Annotated in this window: 15 protein-coding genes; 11 read left to right on the top strand and 4 right to left on the bottom strand. The window is 66.5% G+C overall.

Annotated features, from left to right (window positions below; all coding sequences use genetic code 11):
* Nucleotide 1: 1 nt before the first annotated feature.
* Genes ABKS89_RS01145 through ABKS89_RS01130 form a run of 4 tightly spaced genes read left to right on the top strand, consistent with a single transcriptional unit; the run spans nucleotide 2 to nucleotide 4,304 of the window.
* Nucleotides 2-274, top strand: a complete 273-nt coding sequence (locus ABKS89_RS01145; RefSeq protein ID WP_045213351.1) for a flagellar biosynthetic protein FliQ — start codon at nucleotides 2-4, stop codon at nucleotides 272-274.
* A gap of 4 nt (nucleotides 275-278) precedes the next feature.
* The gene (fliR, locus tag ABKS89_RS01140; RefSeq protein ID WP_348588653.1) at nucleotides 279-1,079 is read left to right on the top strand and encodes a flagellar biosynthetic protein FliR; all 801 of its coding nucleotides are present in this window, start codon (nucleotides 279-281) and stop codon (nucleotides 1,077-1,079) included.
* Nucleotides 1,072-2,205 (top strand): flagellar biosynthesis protein FlhB, encoded by a 1,134-nt coding sequence (gene flhB, locus ABKS89_RS01135; protein WP_348588655.1) that lies wholly within the window; start codon nucleotides 1,072-1,074, stop codon nucleotides 2,203-2,205. Before fliR ends, flhB begins: the two co-directional genes overlap by 8 nt.
* 2 nt (nucleotides 2,206-2,207) lie before the next feature.
* Nucleotides 2,208-4,304 (top strand): flagellar biosynthesis protein FlhA, encoded by a 2,097-nt coding sequence (locus tag ABKS89_RS01130; RefSeq protein WP_138213270.1) that lies wholly within the window; start codon nucleotides 2,208-2,210, stop codon nucleotides 4,302-4,304.
* Nucleotides 4,305-4,506: 202 nt separating this feature from the next.
* Here ABKS89_RS01130 and ABKS89_RS01125 read toward each other — a convergent pair whose 3' ends face one another.
* Nucleotides 4,507-4,869 carry a PilZ domain-containing protein gene (locus tag ABKS89_RS01125; protein ID WP_017521274.1) on the bottom strand — a complete coding sequence of 121 codons (363 nt, stop codon included), beginning with the start codon at nucleotides 4,867-4,869 and terminating at the stop codon, nucleotides 4,507-4,509.
* A gap of 372 nt (nucleotides 4,870-5,241) precedes the next feature.
* Here ABKS89_RS01125 and ABKS89_RS01120 point away from each other — a divergent pair, with 372 nt between their 5' ends.
* The 6 genes from ABKS89_RS01120 (at nucleotide 5,242) to ABKS89_RS01095 (ending at nucleotide 12,526) form a co-directional block, all read left to right on the top strand.
* Nucleotides 5,242-6,363: a PAS domain-containing protein gene (locus ABKS89_RS01120; RefSeq protein ID WP_348588656.1), complete on the top strand. Its 1,122-nt coding sequence runs from the start codon at nucleotides 5,242-5,244 to the stop codon at nucleotides 6,361-6,363.
* 10 nt (nucleotides 6,364-6,373) lie between these two features.
* Complete coding sequence (locus ABKS89_RS01115; RefSeq protein ID WP_348588657.1) at nucleotides 6,374-7,810, top strand: sigma-54 interaction domain-containing protein; 1,437 nt, start codon at nucleotides 6,374-6,376, stop codon at nucleotides 7,808-7,810.
* A gap of 486 nt (nucleotides 7,811-8,296) precedes the next feature.
* Nucleotides 8,297-8,896, top strand: a complete 600-nt coding sequence (locus ABKS89_RS01110) for a dimethylamine monooxygenase subunit DmmA family protein (protein WP_348588658.1) — start codon at nucleotides 8,297-8,299, stop codon at nucleotides 8,894-8,896.
* On the top strand, nucleotides 8,893-9,861 hold the full coding sequence (locus tag ABKS89_RS01105) for a PDR/VanB family oxidoreductase (protein WP_138213274.1): 969 nt from the start codon (nucleotides 8,893-8,895) through the stop codon (nucleotides 9,859-9,861). The genes ABKS89_RS01110 and ABKS89_RS01105 overlap by 4 nt, the downstream gene beginning before the upstream one ends.
* Before the next feature lie 14 nt (nucleotides 9,862-9,875).
* The gene (locus ABKS89_RS01100) at nucleotides 9,876-10,892 is read left to right on the top strand and encodes a heme-dependent oxidative N-demethylase family protein (RefSeq protein WP_138213275.1); all 1,017 of its coding nucleotides are present in this window, start codon (nucleotides 9,876-9,878) and stop codon (nucleotides 10,890-10,892) included.
* 107 nt (nucleotides 10,893-10,999) lie between these two features.
* Nucleotides 11,000-12,526: an APC family permease gene (locus ABKS89_RS01095; RefSeq protein ID WP_348588659.1), complete on the top strand. Its 1,527-nt coding sequence runs from the start codon at nucleotides 11,000-11,002 to the stop codon at nucleotides 12,524-12,526.
* Nucleotides 12,527-12,748: 222 nt separating this feature from the next.
* On the opposite strand, the gene ABKS89_RS01090 is transcribed toward ABKS89_RS01095, so the two are convergent.
* Nucleotides 12,749-13,678, bottom strand: coding sequence for an AEC family transporter (locus ABKS89_RS01090; protein ID WP_138213277.1), 930 nt, complete (start codon nucleotides 13,676-13,678; stop codon nucleotides 12,749-12,751).
* A 101-nt stretch (nucleotides 13,679-13,779) separates the two neighbouring features.
* Here ABKS89_RS01090 and ABKS89_RS01085 point away from each other — a divergent pair, with 101 nt between their 5' ends.
* Complete coding sequence (locus ABKS89_RS01085) at nucleotides 13,780-14,655, top strand: LysR substrate-binding domain-containing protein (RefSeq protein ID WP_138213278.1); 876 nt, start codon at nucleotides 13,780-13,782, stop codon at nucleotides 14,653-14,655.
* A 163-nt stretch (nucleotides 14,656-14,818) separates the two neighbouring features.
* On the opposite strand, the gene ABKS89_RS01080 is transcribed toward ABKS89_RS01085, so the two are convergent.
* Nucleotides 14,819-15,499, bottom strand: a complete 681-nt coding sequence (locus ABKS89_RS01080; RefSeq protein ID WP_348588660.1) for an SDR family NAD(P)-dependent oxidoreductase — start codon at nucleotides 15,497-15,499, stop codon at nucleotides 14,819-14,821.
* A gap of 163 nt (nucleotides 15,500-15,662) precedes the next feature.
* On the bottom strand, nucleotides 15,663-16,613 hold the full coding sequence (locus ABKS89_RS01075) for an adenosine deaminase (RefSeq protein ID WP_348588661.1): 951 nt from the start codon (nucleotides 16,611-16,613) through the stop codon (nucleotides 15,663-15,665).
* Nucleotides 16,614-16,615 lie beyond the last annotated feature (2 nt).

The raw sequence follows: 16,615 nt of genomic DNA, 5'->3' as shown, positions 1-16,615 counted from the left end.
GATGCTCACTCCGGAAAGCGCCGTCGATATCGTCTCCAACGCCGTGCACATCACCGCGCTGATCGTCTGCGTGCTGATCGTGCCGAGCCTGATCGGCGGCCTGCTGGTGAGCATTTTCCAGGCGGCCACGCAGATCAACGAGCAGATGCTCAGCTTCCTCCCACGTCTGCTGATCACCCTGGGGATGCTGGTGTTCGCCGGCCACTGGATCCTGCGCACGCTCTCGGAGCTGTTCATCGAGTCGTTCCACCAGGCGGGCCGCTTGGTCGGCTGATGCCATGCAGCAAGGCGCATCCATCCTGCAGGCCTTCGACTACCTGCAAACGCTGCAGGCCTGGTGGTGGCCCTTCTGCCGGATCATGGCGGTGTTCGCCCTGGCGCCGATCTTCAGCCACAAGGCGATCCCCATGCGCCTGCGCATTCTCCTCGGCCTGGCCCTGACCGTCGCCCTGGGCGCCGCGCTGCCGCGCCCGCCGGCCATCGATCCGCTGTCCGCACAGGGCCTGCTGGTGGCGCTGGAGCAGATCGTCTTCGGCCTGATGCTGGGCCTTTCGCTGATGCTGGTGTTCACCGTGTTCACCCTGGTGGGCGACGTGATTTCAACCCAGCTGGGCCTGAGCATGGCGGTGTACAACGACCCCATGAACGGCGTGTCGTCGTCCTCGATCTTCTACCAACTGTATTTCATCCTGCTGGTGTTCCTGTTCCTCTCCATCGACGGCCACCTGCTGGTGGTGAGCATCCTCTACCAGAGCTTCGTCTACTGGCCGGTGGGCAGCGGCCTGCATTACCTGGGGCTGGAGTCAGTGGCCGGCAGCCTCGCCTGGGTGTTCTCCGCCGCCGTGCTGATCACCCTGCCGGTGGTGTTCTGCATGACCCTGGTGCAGTTCTGCTTCGGCCTGCTCAACCGCATCTCGCCGGCACTCAACCTGTTCTCCTTAGGGTTTCCCATGGCGATCATCGCGGGCCTGGCGTGTATCTGGCTGACCCTGCCGGACATCCCCGAGAACTACCTCAAGCTCACCCGCCAGCTGCTCGATGCCATCGGTGTGATCTTCCGCGAGGGGCGCCATGGCTGACCAGCACAGCGCCCAGGAGAAAACGGAAGAGGCCTCCCAGCAGAAGCTGAAAAAGAGCCGCGAGGATGGCCAGGTCAGCCGCTCCAAGGACCTCTCCACCACCCTCTCGCTACTGGCCACGCTGGTGGCGCTGAAGTTCTGCGTGGAGCACTTCTACGACGGCATCAGGCAAGGCTTTGCGCTGTCCTTCATCGATCTGCGGCACAGCGAGATCGGCCTGGACGACCTGCCGCTGGTGCTCGGCCACCACCTGGTGCTGTTCATCACCACGCTGCTACCGCTGCTGGTCACGCCGCTGCTGGTGGTGCTGTTCTCGATGATCCCCGGCGGCTGGATCTTCTCCAGCAAGAACTTCATGCCCAAGCTGTCCAAGCTCAACCCCATCACCGGGCTTGGGCGCATCTTCTCGATGCAGAACTGGACGGAGCTGGCCAAGTCGATGCTGAAGATCGTCGTGCTGATCCTCGTCGCCCTCTACCAGTTGCACGGCGCCCTGCCCGGCCTGCTGGCGCTGCAGCGCAGCAACGTGCACAGCGCCATCGCCGCCGCCTTCGGCACCTTCTACGACATCACCCTGTCGCTGCTGGTGGTGTTCATCCTGTTCTCGGTCATCGACATCCCGATCCAGTACTTCTTCTTCAAGAAGAAGCTGCGCATGACCAAGCAGGAGCGCAAGGAAGAGCACAAGAACCAGGAAGGCCGCCCGGAAGTGAAGGCGCGCATTCGCCAGATGCAGCGCCAGCTGGTGCACCGGCAGATCAGCAAGACGATCAGGACCGCCGACGTGGTGATCGTGAACCCGGTGCATTTTGCCGTGGCGCTGCGCTACGACCCGAAGAAGGCCCAGGCGCCCTACGTGGTCGCCAAGGGCCTGGACGAGACCGCGCTGTACATCCGCAAGATGGCCAAGGCCCATGACCTGGAAGTGATCGAGCTACCGCCGCTGGCCCGCGCCATCTACGCCACCACCCAGGTGAACCAGCAGATCCCCGCGCAGCTGTACAAGGCCGTGGCCCACGTCCTCACCTACATCCTCCAGCTCAAGGCCTGGCGCTCCGGGCGCCGTGAGCGGCCGGAGCTGATCAAGAACGTCCCCATTCCCGAAGAACTGCTGAACAGAGTCTGACCATGCGCCTACTGCAGTCACTATTGCCGACCTTCCAGAGCGGCCGCATCGGCATCCCGCTGATCATCCTGTCGATCCTCTCGATGATCATCCTGCCGCTGCCGCCGCTGGTGCTGGACGCCCTGTTCACCTTCAACATCGTGGTGGCGATCCTGGTGCTGCTGGTCAGCGTGTCGTCGAAGAGTCCGCTGGACTTTTCCCTGCTGCCCACGGTGATCCTGGTCACCACGCTGCTGCGCCTGACCCTGAACGTCGCTTCCACCCGCGTGGTGCTGCTCGACGGCCACACCGGCACGGGCGCGGCGGGCAAGGTGATCGAAGCCTTCGGCCACGTGGTGATCGGCGGCAACTTCATCGTCGGCCTGATCGTCTTCGTGATCCTGATGATCATCAACTTCATGGTCATCACCAAGGGCGGCGAGCGCATCTCCGAGGTGACCGCGCGCTTCACCCTGGACGCCCTGCCCGGCAAGCAGATGGCCATCGACGCCGACCTCAACGCCGGCCTTATCGACCAGAACGAAGCCAAGCGCCGTCGCTCGGAAGTGGCCAAGGAAGCCGACTTCTACGGCGCGATGGACGGCGCCTCGAAGTTCGTCCGCGGCGACGCCATCGCCGGCATCCTGATCCTGCTGATCAACCTGTTCGGCGGCCTGGCCATCGGCGTGTTCGTCTACGACCTGCCGGCCGGTGCGGCCTTCCAGCGCTACGCCTTGCTGACCATCGGCGACGGCCTGGTGGCGCAGATCCCGGCGCTGCTGCTGTCCACCGCGGCGGCAATCATCGTCACGCGGGTCAACGAGTCGGCGGAAATCACCAGTCTGGTGCGCAAGCAGATGCTGGCCTCGCCGTCGCTGCTCTACACCGTCACCGGCATCCTCGTGGTGCTCGGCCTGGTGCCCGGCATGCCGCACGTGGCGTTCTTTGCCTTCGCCGCACTGGTGGCCTTCATCGCCTGGCGCCTGTCGCTGGCCGGCCCGCCCATCGAGGCGAATACGCTGGAGCAGACCCAGGCGCTGACGCAAGCGATGGACCAGGAGCGCGCGCAGCAACTGGGCTGGGAAGACATCCCGCTGGTGGAGCGCCTGTCGATCTCCCTGGGCTACAAGCTGGTCAGCCTGGTCAACGAAGCCAGCGGTGCGCCGCTGCCGCAACGGATTCGCGGGGTGCGCCAGACGCTCTCGGAAAGCCTGGGCTTCCTCCTGCCGGAAGTGCAGATCCGCGACAGCCTGCGCCTGAAGGCCTCACAGTACGCCATTCACATCAACGGCGAGCGCATCGACGGCGCGGAAATCCACGCCGACCGGCTGATGGCGATTCCCTCGCCGGAACTCTACGGCGAGATCGACGGCATCCTCGGCATCGATCCGGCGTACCGCATGCAGGTGGTGTGGATTCTCCCGGCGGACAAGTCCCGCGCGCTGAACCTGGGCTACCAGGTGATCGACTGCGCCAGCGTGGTCGCCACGCACCTGAACAAGGTGGTGCGCGAGCACCTGCCGGACATCTTCAAGCACGACGACGTCGAGCACCTGATGCAGCGCCTGACCCTGCAGGCGCCCAAGCTGGCCGAATCGCTGAAGGCGCAGCTGACCTACTCGCAGCAGCATCGGGTGTTCCGCCAGTTGCTGCAGGAAGAAGTGGCGCTCAAGGATATCGTCACCATCGCCAGCGCCCTGCTCGAAGGCAGCGAGACCACCAAGGACCCGGTGCTGCTGGCCTCCGACGTGCGCTATGCGCTGCGCCGCAGCATCGTTTCCTCGATTGCCGGTGACCGCCCAGAGCTGAGCGTGTTCGTGCTGGAGAACGCCCTGGAGAACACCTTGCTCGGCGCCCTGAGCATCGCCCAGCAGGCCGGCCCGGTGAGCCTGGACAACATCCCGGTGGAGCCCAGCCTGCTCAACCAGCTGCAGCACAGCATGCCAGTGGTGAAGGAAAAGCTGCGCAAGGAAGGCCACCCGCCGATCCTCACCGTGATGCCGCAGCTGCGACCGCTGCTGGCGCGTTACGCGCGGGTGTTCAGCCCGGGGCTGCACGTGCTGTCGCAGAACGAGATTCCGGAGCGGGTGGGGGTGCAGATTATGGGGACGTTGGGGTAGGGAGTATTTTGGGAGAGTCCGGCGCTGGGCGTGCCCTCTCCCTAACCCTCTCCCTGAAGGGAGAGGGGACTGTCCCGAGTGGGCTGGAGGTTCAGCGCTCGCCGGCTAACACTGTGGTTGCAGCGCACACCGAACGACTCCCTCTCCCTTCAGGGAGAGGGCTGGGGAGAGGGTGCATCAGACTGCACCCAAGCCAACCCCATCACGACAACCGCGCCCTCCCCAACAGACTGCGGTTGAAACTCACCGACATCGACGTCACCAGCTCGGTGAACGCCGCGCTCGGCCGGTCCAGCTTGAAGCCCTGCTCGAAGCGCGCATTCTTCGCGTCCTTCTTCGACCACTGGCAGATCGCGGTGATGTCCACCGAGCGGGTGTGATCCTCGCGCACCGGAATCTCCAGGCGCATGTCGTAGCAGCTGCCCGGCGCCAGCGGCTCCTCCGTCACCAGCCGCAGGCCACCCATCGAGACATCCAGGACCACCCCCATGGGGTCGCCACTCAGGCGGTTGGTCACGTTGATCTGGCCGATGTGGCGGAAGGTCAAACGGCGGTGCTTGCGCATGGCGGCCTCTTGTAGGGAACGGGCTCTGGGACGGGCGCTTCAGGGAGCGAAACGCGCGCGCATCCTAGCAGCGCCAGCACCTCAAACGAACTCAAAAGCTATCAACTGGCCAGTATTTGCCGCGAAATCACCGCGCCTTCCATCGCCCGGCGCGGCGCTGCAACCCTGCAGCGGATACTCTGCAATCTGCGCTGCAGGGTTGCCCGCAGTGCTGCGTTTTTGCATACACCCGTGCGCGCTACCCCACGGCGCACGGGTATTTCAGGCTGGCATGCAACATGCCTTGGTCTCCTCGGGTGCCGCTCGTTTGCGGCCGTGCGGCCGCATCGCCGTGTTGGGAATTTGCCTTGGAGATCTGCCTTGGAGGGAGAAATGGACCCACTGAAACTGCTGCTGGACAGGGGCCTGCTGCTGTCCGACAGCCTGACGTCCCAGGGACGCTTCATCGAAGTCTCCGCCGAGCAGACCGATCAGCTCGGCTATGCACCCGGCTCGCTGGATGGCCAGGGCGCCGAGCTGATCTACACCGCGGACTCGCTGAACGCGTTGATGCAGTTGTTCGCCAGCCCGCCGGCCGATGAACGCGTGCAGGACCTGGAGCTGACGCTGATCCGCCACAATGGCGGCTTGCTGCCGGTGCTCGCCAGCGGCGTGCTGCAATGGCGCGACGGCGAGCCGGCGCGCCTGCACCTGGTGAAGATGCCACTGGGGCCGATCAGCCGCCGCCTGGGCGAGCTGCAGAGCGCCAACGAGGTGATGAGCCAGATGCTCTTCAGCGCGCGGGTCGCCTACTGGTGCATCGAGTTCGCCGAGTCGGTGGACGTGCGCGAGACGCCCGATGAGATCGTCCGCCAGGTGTTCGAAAATCGCTCCTACTGGCGCATGTGCAACCGCGCCATGGCCAACATCTACGAGATGCCCGCCGACGTCGATTTCAGCGAGCAGCCGGTGCGCCTGTACTGGCCACGCAGCCCGGCCAACGAAGAGTTCGTCCGGCGCCTGATCGAGGCGGAATTCCATGTCGACGGCGCGCTGTCGGTGGATCGCCGCCATGACGGCTCGCCGGCCTACGTGGAGAACGACGTGCGCGCCAGCATCCACAACGGCCGCATGCTGCGCATGTGGGGCAGCCTGCGCGACGTCAGTCAGGAGCTGCGCATGCAGCACGATGCCGAGCAACGCATCGAAGCGCTGCGCCGGGTGTTCGACGCGGTGCCCGACGCCGTCCTGGTGATCGACGAGCAGGCCCAGCCGCAATGGCGCAACGCGGCCTTCGAGCAGACCTTCGGCATCACCCGCGCCGCCGGGCTGGCCTCGACGCTGAACCGCATGCCGCTGCCCGAACGCACCTGGCAGGTACTCGACCTGCCGGACCAGTTCGGCAACTACCAGTCCTTCAACAGCCACTGCTCGCGCATCCTCATCCGCGAGGGTGTGGCCTGGCGCGTCTTCGTGCTGCGCTTGGCGAACAAGGCGACGGAGCTCCATCCATGAGCAAAGAAGCATGAGCGAAGAAGGCTTCTTCGCGCCGCTGCGCATGGGCATGCGCTCGTCGGTCAGCGCGTCGGCGGAGATGCTCTCCGCCCTGCTGGAAACCCCGGCGCTGCACGCCCTGCTGGACAGCTTCAGCGAGGCGCTGATCGTCTGCGACGGCGACTCGCGAGTGCGCTTCATCAACCTCGCGGCGGAGCGGGTCAACCGCGTGACCCGCGTGGACGTGCTGGGCCTGCCGGATGTGGACTTCTTCCAGCGTTCAGCGCTGCAGTTCGACGATTTCCAGCAGGCCCTGCGCCGTGGCGGCAAGAGCGCACTGACCCGCTCGCGCGATGGCCGGGTGTTCCTCACCCGCGCCCAGGCGGTGCCCACCACGGCCTACGAGAAGCCCTACAGCCTGCTGATCCAGCGCGAGTACGAGCCGGGCACGGCGGGCAGCCTGCGCAGCCCTTCCGGGCGCGCCTCGACCACCGACCTGCAGGGGCTGGGCGACCCGCAGGACAACGCGCTGCACATGTCGCCGCTGCTCTCCTCCATCGCCGACATGGGCGTGCGCGCCTTCCGCCGCCGCGCGCGCCTGCTGCTGCTCGGCGAGCCCGGCGTGGGCAAGACCGCCATCGCCCGGCATATCCACCGCGCCGCCGGCTGGGGCGACCGGCCCTTCATCGACGTGAACTGCGCGAGCATCCCGGAAACCCTGTTCGAGTCGGAGATGTTCGGCTACGAGCGCGGCGCCTTCACCGGCGCGTTGCAGTCGGGCAAGCGCGGCTATATCGAGAGTGCGTCGGGCGGCACGCTGTTCCTCGACGAGATCGGAGAGATACCGCTGCAGGTGCAGGCCAAGCTGCTCAAGTTCCTCGAGGACGGCACCATCCAGCCGGTGGGTTCGCCGCTGTCGAAACAGGTCCAGGTGCAGGTGATCGCCGCCACCAACAAGGATTTGCGCGCCCAGGTGGCGGCCGGCGAATTTCGCGCCGACCTCTACTACCGTCTGGCCGTGCTGCCGGTGGAAATCCCGCCGCTGCGCGCCCACCGCGACGATCTGCCGGTACTGATCGACATCCTCCTGGCGCGCATCAACCGCGACCGCCAGCCGCCGCTTCGGCTGGCCTCGAGTTGCCGCGAACGCCTGCTGGGCTACGACTACCCCGGCAACATCCGCGAGCTGGTGAACATCTTCGAGCGCCTCGCGGTGCTGGCCGACGACGTGGCGGAAGAGCTGCACCTGCCGCCGGAACTGCTCGGCGCGCCGCCGGCCGGTAGCCCCGTCGCCCTCGACGAACCGGCGGCGGCCATCGACGACCAGCCACTCAAGGCCCAGGTGCAGCGCTACGAACGCCAGGTGATCCTGCGCGCGGTGCGCCTGTGCGGCAGCAAGCGCAAGGCGGCGATCCACCTGGGCATCGATGTCGGCACGCTGATCCGCAAGTTGCAGCGGGACGATTGAGCGCTTCCGCAAAAATCACCTGACGTAGGGCGCATAACGCCCCACGGCGTTATCCGCCGTGGTGGCGGATAACCCGTTCCGGGTTATGCGCCCTACCGCGCTGTTTTCCGAAAAGCCCCTCACCCCAGCCCTCTCCCTCTGGGAGAGGGCTGGGGTGAGGGCGGCCGCAGGCCCCGAGTTACGGCAAGGTTCGCGAGCAAGCTCGCTCCTACAGACAGCATTTCCTCAGCACCCGATCACGCCGCCTTCCCGCCGCTTCGAAAACGCCCCCTGCGACAATCCACCGCTGCAAGCCTGCCTACAGGCGTTGTCATTTCTGCTTACACCTGCGTTTCCATATTTTTACTTTTCCTTTTAATTTCAATTACTTAGCTATTTGGCACAGCCTGTGCTCTGTGTATCTCCGACCCGTGGCCGTGCACGGGTCCTCGAATCGCGCCGACGCCCCTGACCTGGAGTGCCGGCAGTTCTGGAGGCACAAGAATAATGCTCATCACAGGTATCAAGAGCCGGCCGGTCTACGACCAGTTGCGCCCGCTCGCAGGTGGTCACCACCACATCATCGCCGGCCAGGGCAGCGGCGGCGCCGCCATGCTCCGCCTGCTCGCCGAGATGCCGCGCAGCGCGCCCATCCGCGTGCTGTACGCCACCGAGTCCTTCTCCGGCCAGGATCACCTCGCCGCGCTGCGCGACATCACCGACGTCGAGCTGTCGATCTACCCGAGCAACCGCGCACTGGTCGATGACCTGCACGCGCTGCTGGGCCAGTCGCGCATGGGCACCCGCCTGTACCTGGCCGGTTCCGAGAGCTTCATCGGCACCGCCATGCAGGCCGCCGACGCGATCAACCTGAACAAGGACGAAGTGCTGCGCGAGCACGCCGGCTCCTTTGTCCGCCGCGTCTGGTGCGTGCACTGCGACGGCTACACCGAGAACGTCACCCAGCGCGTCTTCGACTGCCCGCACTGCGCCCGCACCCTGGTGGTCCGCGACCACTACTCCCGCCGCCTCGCCGCCTTCCAGGCGGTGAAGGCCGACGCCGAAGTCCCCGGCGAACTGCCAGATGCCGAGGAGCTCGACACATGAGCCAGTCCAACGGAACCCTGAACGTCCGCGTCACCCGCATCGAGCAGGTGACCCCGGAGATCAAGCGCTTCACCCTGGCCTCCACCGACGGCGCGCACCTGACGCCGTTCTCCGGCGGCAGCAACGTCGTGGTGCTGATGCCCCACGCCAGCGGTACCTACCGCAACGCCTACTCGCTGATGAGTTCGCCCTACGACGCCAGCGCCTACCAGATCGCCGTGCGCCGCGTGGAAGAAGGCCGTGGCGGTTCGAAGCACATGCATGACGTGGTGAAGGAAGGCGACGAGCTGGATATCCTCCGCCCGGTGAACCTGTTCCCGCTGAGCAAGCACGCGCGCCTGCACCTGTTCATCGCCGGCGGCGTGGGCATCACCCCGGTGTGTTCGCAGCTGGCGGAACTGCGCCTGCGCGGCACGCCCTTCGAAGTGCATCTGGCGGTACGCGGCGACGCCCACGCGCGCCTGGGTGAAGAGCTGCTGCAGGAATACGGCGATGCCGTGCGGCTGTACCGCGACGACCGCGGCGAGCGCCTGAACATTTCCGCCGTGCTGGCCGACCGGCCGCTGGGCAGCGACGTCTACGTCTGCGGCCCCGAGGGCATGATCCAGGCGACCATCGACGCCGCCCACGCCCACGGCTGGACCGACAGCCACATCCACTACGAGCGCTTCCTCGAACAGGGCAGCGTCGGCGAGGCGTTCCAGGTCACCCTGGCGCGCAGCGGCGCGACCATCGACGTGTCGCCCGACCAGAGCCTGCTGGAAGCCGCCGAGGCCGCCGGCCACGAGATCCCGTACCTGTGCCGCGGCGGCGCCTGCGGCATGTGCGAGACCAACGTCCTCGAACTGGACGGAGAAATCCTCCACACCGACGACTGGCTGTCCGACGAGGACAAGGCCGCCAACACCAAGATCATGCCCTGCGTGTCGCGTGCCAAGTGCTCGCGGCTGGTCATCGACTGCTGAGCCGGAGAACGACCATGACCATCCAATTCCGCCCCGACGAAACCTACCGCGACGATTACACCTACGCGAACAGCCAGGCCTGCATCGACCGCGCGCCCTGGCCCTTCCCGGACGACGAGTACATGTACTCGATGAACCTGGAGCCGCACGTCTCGGTAGGCACCGACGCCTTCCGCGCGGTGTTCGACATCGACGAGCACTACATCAGCGAGTGCCGCGACCGTGCGATCACCCTGGAGAAGGACCCAGGCATGCACTACGTCTCCGCGCCGCACATGATGGAGGCGCAGTGGGACCTGCTCGAACTGATCATGGAGTCCTACGCCAAGGATTACCCGGAGTACTTCTCCCTGGAGAAGGACGGCACCCGCTGGCACTGGACCAACAAGCTGCTGAACATCGACGACACCTTCACCTTCGGTGATCCGTCGACCCTGCCCTATGAGCCGATGGAGTACGTCACCCGCCAGGCCCAGGGCGACTGGGTCCTGCAGGAAGAGCGCGACGGCACCCTGTACTGGGGCGCGGGTATCGCCACCCAGCGCGCCGACTACTCGCTGCGCTTCAACCTGGGCATGGCCTGGCACGAGTTCCACGGCCCGGTGCCGCTGGTGAAGGAAACCGGCATGCTCGACCGCGCGCTGAAGTTCCTCCTGCGCCTGCGCAACGGCCACCCGGTGCGTCGCCTGAACTGGTCGCTGACCGTCAACCCGCGCCTGGACGTGTCCGCCGAGTCCCTGCCCGAGTGGGCGCCGGACCGCACCACGGTGACCGCCGAGAATGCCGGTCAGAAGGTCTACTTGCGCATCGAGCTGCAGCCGCTGCACCGTCTGCCGCGCAGCAACGCCATCGTGTTCCCGATCCGCACCTACCTGCTGAGCCTGGAAGACATCGCCACCAACCCGGCGTGGGCCAAGCGCATGCACCGCGTGCTCAAGAGCCTCGACCAGCAACTCGTCGACTACAAGGGCTTCACCCGCTACCACCAGCAGGCGGTGCAGTGGCTCTCGCAGTTCGACGACGGCCAGTAATTCCACAGCAGTACACACAACTAAAAACCCGAAAAGGGAACCGGCGGGCGTCGTGAGGCCCGCCGGACGATTGCCTTCTGCCCATCAACCCCCGAGAGGAAACAACGATGAGTGGGTCCCCTGCCAAGCGTGCCGCTGGCGTAACCGATTCCGATGCCGAGCAGCTCGCTGCCCTCGGCTACAGCTCCAACTTCGAACGCAGCATGAGCCTGTGGGAGAACTTCTCCCTGGGCTTCACCTATCTGTCGCCGGTGGTCGGCGTCTACACCCTGTTCGGCCTGTGCCTGGCCGCCGGTGGTCCGCCGATGTTCTGGACCTACCTGCTGATCGGCCTGGGCCAGATGCTGGTGTGCCTGGTGTTCTGCGAAGTGGTCTCGCAATTCCCGATCTCCGGCGGCGTCTACCCCTGGGCGCGTCGCCTGGTGGGCAAACGCTGGGCGTGGATGGTCGGCTGGGTGTATGCCTGGGCGCTGTGCACTTCCATCGCCGGCATCGCCGTCGGCGCCAGCCCGTACATGGCCGCCATGCTCGGCTTCGAGATGCACGGCAACGCCGCCATCGGCATCGCCCTGGCGCTGATCGCGCTGTCCACCGTGCTCAACCTGTCCGGCACCAAGCTGCTGGCCCGCGTTGCCATGTTCGGCTTCATCTGCGAGCTGGGCGGGGCGCTGCTGGTGGGCGGCTACCTGCTGATCTTCGAGCGCCACCAGCCGTTCAGCGTGCTGTTCAACACCTTCGACATCAGGATCGACGGCAGCTACTGGCCGGCCTTCCTCGCCGCATCCCTGGCGGGGCTGTTCCAGTACTACGGCTTCGAGGCCTGCGGTGACGTCGCCGAGGAAACCCCGAACCCCGGCAAGATGATCCCCAAGACCATGCGCATGACCATCTACATCGGCGGCGCCGCCGCAATGTTCGCGTGCCTGGCGCTGATCCTCTCGGTGCCGGACATCCAGCGCGTGATCAACGGCGAAGACACCGACCCGGTGACCACCATCCTCGCCAACGCCTTCGGTCCGGTGGGTTCCAAGCTGGTGATGGCGGTGGTGATGGTGTCGTTCGTGTCCTGCGTGCTGAGCCTGCAGGCTGCCGCCAGCCGCCTTCTGTTCGCCTATGCCCGCGACGAGATGATCGTCGGCAGCAAGGCCCTGTCCAAGCTCAACACCAATCACGTGCCGGCCGTTGCGCTGGTGGTGGCGGGCGTGATGCCGGCGGCCATCGTCTGCCTGGGCCTGTTCATGGGCGACGCCGTGGCCACCATCGTCGGCTTCGCCGCGATCGGCATCTACGTGTCCTTCCAGCTGATCGTCATCGCCTCGCTGATCGCCCGCGCCAGGGGCTGGGTGCCCGGCGGCCACTTCAGCCTGGGCAAGTGGGGTGTGCCGGTGAACGTCGCCGCGCTGATCTACGGCGTGGCGGCGATCACCAACATGGTCTGGCCGCGCACCCCGGATGCTCCGTGGTACATGAACTACTCGATGATCCTCACCACCGTCGTGGTGATCGGCGCGGGCCTGGTCTACATGCTGGCCAAACCCTACGACAAGGGCACGGCACCGGCGGGCGACGCCCACCGGATCTCCGGCCGCCAACTACCCGCGCGCGCTGCGGGCGCGCTGACCGAACCGGCTTGATCGCAACGTTGACGCAATTCGGGCCATACGCCTGAGGGGCTGCGTCTGGAGCGTCACCTTTCCCCGGTGACGCTTCCCTGCGTTTGCGCAACGGACCCGCCGTCCCCGCGATGGCCGGTCCGTTTTTTTATGCCTGGCACCTGTAGGAGCGCGCCATGCGCGCGATCGCGGGCATGGCCCGCTCCTAAAGGGTTACGCCGATGCCGATGGATACTAAGTCCGCTATCGGGCGATCCACAGCAGACAAAGCGAGAGCGTGACCAGCGACCCCAGCGTCGACACCAGGATGCTCCGCGACACCACCGCCGCCTCGCGCTGGTAGTACTCGGCGAGCATGAACGGCCCGGTGCCGGTGGGCAGCGCACTGAGCAGCAGCGCCGAATCCGCCCACAGCGGTGGCAGGTCGAAGACCTTGTAGGCGAGGAAGCCGGTAAGCAACGGCTGGCCGACCAGCTTGATCGCCACCAGCGGCCAGGCGCCGACCTGCTCGCCCTCCTGCTTCTGCGCCAGGAACAGGCCCAGCGAGACCAGCGCGCAGGGCGTGGTGGCGGCGGCGAGCATATCGAGGAAGTGCAGCAGCGGCGCCGGCAGGCCGATGCCGGTTACGGCCCAGAGGCCACCGATGATCGGCGAGACCACCAGCGGGTTCTTGCCCAGCGCCTTGCTCACCACCCAGACGGCGCGGCCGATGTGCTTCTCCTCCTGCAGGCCGACCTCGATGCACACCACGGCGATGGCGAACAGCACGCAGACCACCAGCAGCGAGGCGATCAGCGCCGGCTCCAGGCCGTCCTGGCCGAACACCAGCAGGCACAGCGGAATGCCCATGTACCCGGTATTGGCGTAGGACGCGCTGAGGCCGTCGATGCTCGCCGCCGGCAGCGCGCGGCCCTGCATCAGGCGCCAGACGAGGGTGGCGAAGAACACCAGCAGGCAGCCGCCGGTGAAGGCGGCGAGGAAGCCCGGCTGCCAGATTTCCGCCCAGGTCGCGGTGGCGGTGACCTTGAACAGCAGCGCCGGCAGGCACAGCCAGACCACCAGCTTGTTGATCTCCGAAGCCGCCTGCGGGCCGAGACGGTTGGTGCGCCGGCACAGCCAGCCGACCAGGATCAGCGCGAAGATCGGCAGGACGACGGCGAACACGGTGTGCATGGCAGGGAACCTGGAGAGCGGGAGCGGCAGGCGAGCATAGGGTTGCCAATCGATACCGTCCAATGCTTACTAAAGCGCCAATCCATACCCAAACCGTATCGATGATCGACTTCCGCCAGCTGCGCTATTTCCTCGCCCTCGCCGAGCACCTGCACTTCGGCCGGGCCGCCGAGGCACTGCACATCACCCAGCCGCCGCTGAGCCGGCAGATCGCCGCGCTGGAGGAGGAACTGGGCACGCCGCTGTTCGCCCGGCATTCACGCTCGGTGGAGCTGACCGCCGCAGGCCGCGACTTCCAGCAGCAGGCCCGGGCGCTGCTCGCCGGCCTCGACCTCGCCGTGCGCTCGGCACGCGCTACGGCACGCGGCGAGCGCGGCGAGCTGCGCATCGGCTTCACCATGCTGGCTGCCTGGACGCTGCTGCCGCGCCTGCTGAAAACCTTCGCCGACGGCCACCCGGAGGTGAAGCTGGTGCTCAACGAGATGCTCCCGCGCGACCTGGGCCCGGCACTGGACAGCGGCGAGGTGGACGTCGCCCTGACCTTCCCCGAACGCGAACCGGGCCAGCGGCTCTATCGCACGCTGCAGCGCGAGCCACTGTGCGCGGTGCTGCCGGCCGAGCACGGTTTGGCGCAGGAACCCGAGTTGGACGTGGCCAAGCTGGCCGGCGAGCCCTTCATCACCTTCCCGCCGGCCACCGCGCCGGCGCTGCACGAATCGGTGATGGAGTGCTGCCGCCAGCACGGCTTCGCCCCGGCGGTACGTATGGAGACGCACCTGCAGCAAACCATCGTCAACCTGGTGGCCGAGGGGCTGGGCGTGTCGCTGGTGCCGGACTCGATGCGGCGCATGCAACTGCCCGGCGTGGCCTTCCGCGCCATCGGCCGGTCGCCGCAGGTGGAGTACGGCGCGGCCTGGAGCCCGCACAACGATAACCCGTGCCTGGCGGCTTTCCTGCGCAGCGTCGGAGCAGCCTAGACACCCTGTAGGAGCGGGCCATGCCCGCGATCGCGCGCATGGCCCGCTCCTACAGGTTTACGCCGGCGCCGATGAACACGTAGGGCGCATAACGCCTGAAGCGTTATCCGCCAGCCCGGCGGATAACCCGTGCCGGGTTATGCGCCCTACAGAAGCCGCGCAATCAGACGCGGCCGGTCACCGGGATGCACGCACCGGTAATGGCCGCCGCCGAATCCGAGGCGAGGAACAGCAGCGTCGCCGCCAGCTGCTCCGGCTTCACCCAGCGGTCGAATTCCGCAGTGGGCATGTCGGCGCGGTTCTGCGGGGTGTCGATGATGCTCGGCATCAGCGCATTGACGGTGATCCGCGCGTCCTTCAGCTCCTCCGCCAGCGCTTCGGTCAGGCGCATCACGCCGGCCTTGGACGCCGCATAGGCGCCCATGCCCAGCGCCGCGCGGGTGGCGGCTGCGGCGGCGATGTTGAGGATGCGCCCGTGCCCGCGCGCCTTCAGGTGCGCCAGCGCAGCCTGGCTGGAAACCACAGCGGTGCGCAGGTTGATGCGGTACATCAGGTCCCAGGTGTCGATGTCGCCATCGCCCAGGGTTTCCCAGTGGAAGCCGCCCGCCACGTTGATCAGCGCGTCCAGGCCGCCGAAATGCTCGTTGACCTGCTCCAGCGCGGTGCGGGCGGCGCCAGGGTCGGTGAGGTCGATGCCGCCGATGGACAACGCGCCGGCCTGTGGATATCGCGGGCCGACGGCGCGGTCGAGCAACGCGACCTGCCAGCCGGCGTCGGCGAACGCCTGGCCGACCACGCTACCCAGATGGCCGAAGCCGCCGGTGATGGCGACGATCCTGTTCATGCTGCTACCTCGTGACGGTGGGAGAGGCGTTCTTATAGGGGTAGCAGGGGTTGTGCGAAAGGTCGCGGGCGCCAGATGAGGGGACAGATCGGGACGGGGTGTTCTGGGGGAGATTCGATGCTGGGTGAGGGGCAGGCCCGCAGCGGAGCCGCCCCTTGAACCCTTACTTCACCAACCGCGCGTCCAGGCTGTTCTGCGCCAGCCGCTGCGCCTGCTCCCGGGTCATCCCCAGGTGCTCATGCAGGGCCTGGAAGTTCTCGGTGACATAGCCGCCGAAATACGCCGGGTCGTCCGAGTTCACCGTCACCTTCACGCCGCGTTCGAGCATGTCGAGGATGTTGTGCTCGCGCATGTGGTCGAACACGCAGAGCTTGGTGTTGGACAGCGGGCAGACGGTCAGCGGGATCTGCTCGTCGATGATGCGCTGCATCAGCCGCTCGTCCTCGATGGCGCGCACGCCGTGGTCGATGCGTTCGATCTTGAGCAGGTCCAGGGCTTCCCAGATGTACTCCGGCGGGCCTTCCTCGCCAGCGTGGGCGACGGTGAGGAAGCCTTCGCTGCGGGCGCGGTCGAACACGCGCTGGAACTTGCTGGGCGGGTGGCCGACTTCGGAGCTGTCCAGGCCGACGGCGATGAAGGCGTCGCGGAACGGCATGGCCTGGTCGAGGGTCTTGAACGCCTCTTCCTCGGACAGGTGGCGCAGGAAGCTGAGGATCAGGCCATGGCTGATGCCAAGCTGCTTCTCGCCATCCTTGAGCGCGCCCTGGATGCCACGCAGCACCACCTCGAAGGGCACGCCACGGTCGGTGTGGGTCTGCGGGTCGAAGAACGGCTCGACGTGAATGACGTTCTGCGCCTTGCACTTCTCGAGGTACGCCCAGGTCAGGTCGTAGAAGTCCTGCTCGGTGCGCAGCACATCGGCGCCGGCGTAGTAGAGGTCGAGGAATTCCTGCAGGTTGTTGAAGGCATAGGCCTTGCGCAGGCTCTCGACGTCGCCCCAGGGCAGGGCGATCTTGTTGCGCTCGGCCAGGGCGAAGAGCAGCTCGGGCTCCAGCGAACCTTCCAGGTGCAGGTGCAGTTCGGCCTTGGGCAGGGCATTGAGCCAGTCGTACATGG

Origin of the sequence: Pseudomonas sp. LABIM340 (genome assembly GCF_040017195.2) — a bacterium.
In the GTDB taxonomy this organism is placed as follows: domain Bacteria; phylum Pseudomonadota; class Gammaproteobacteria; order Pseudomonadales; family Pseudomonadaceae; genus Pseudomonas.
Note: the sequence above shows the minus strand (reverse complement) of the source record. Positions and strands in the feature narration are given on the sequence as shown.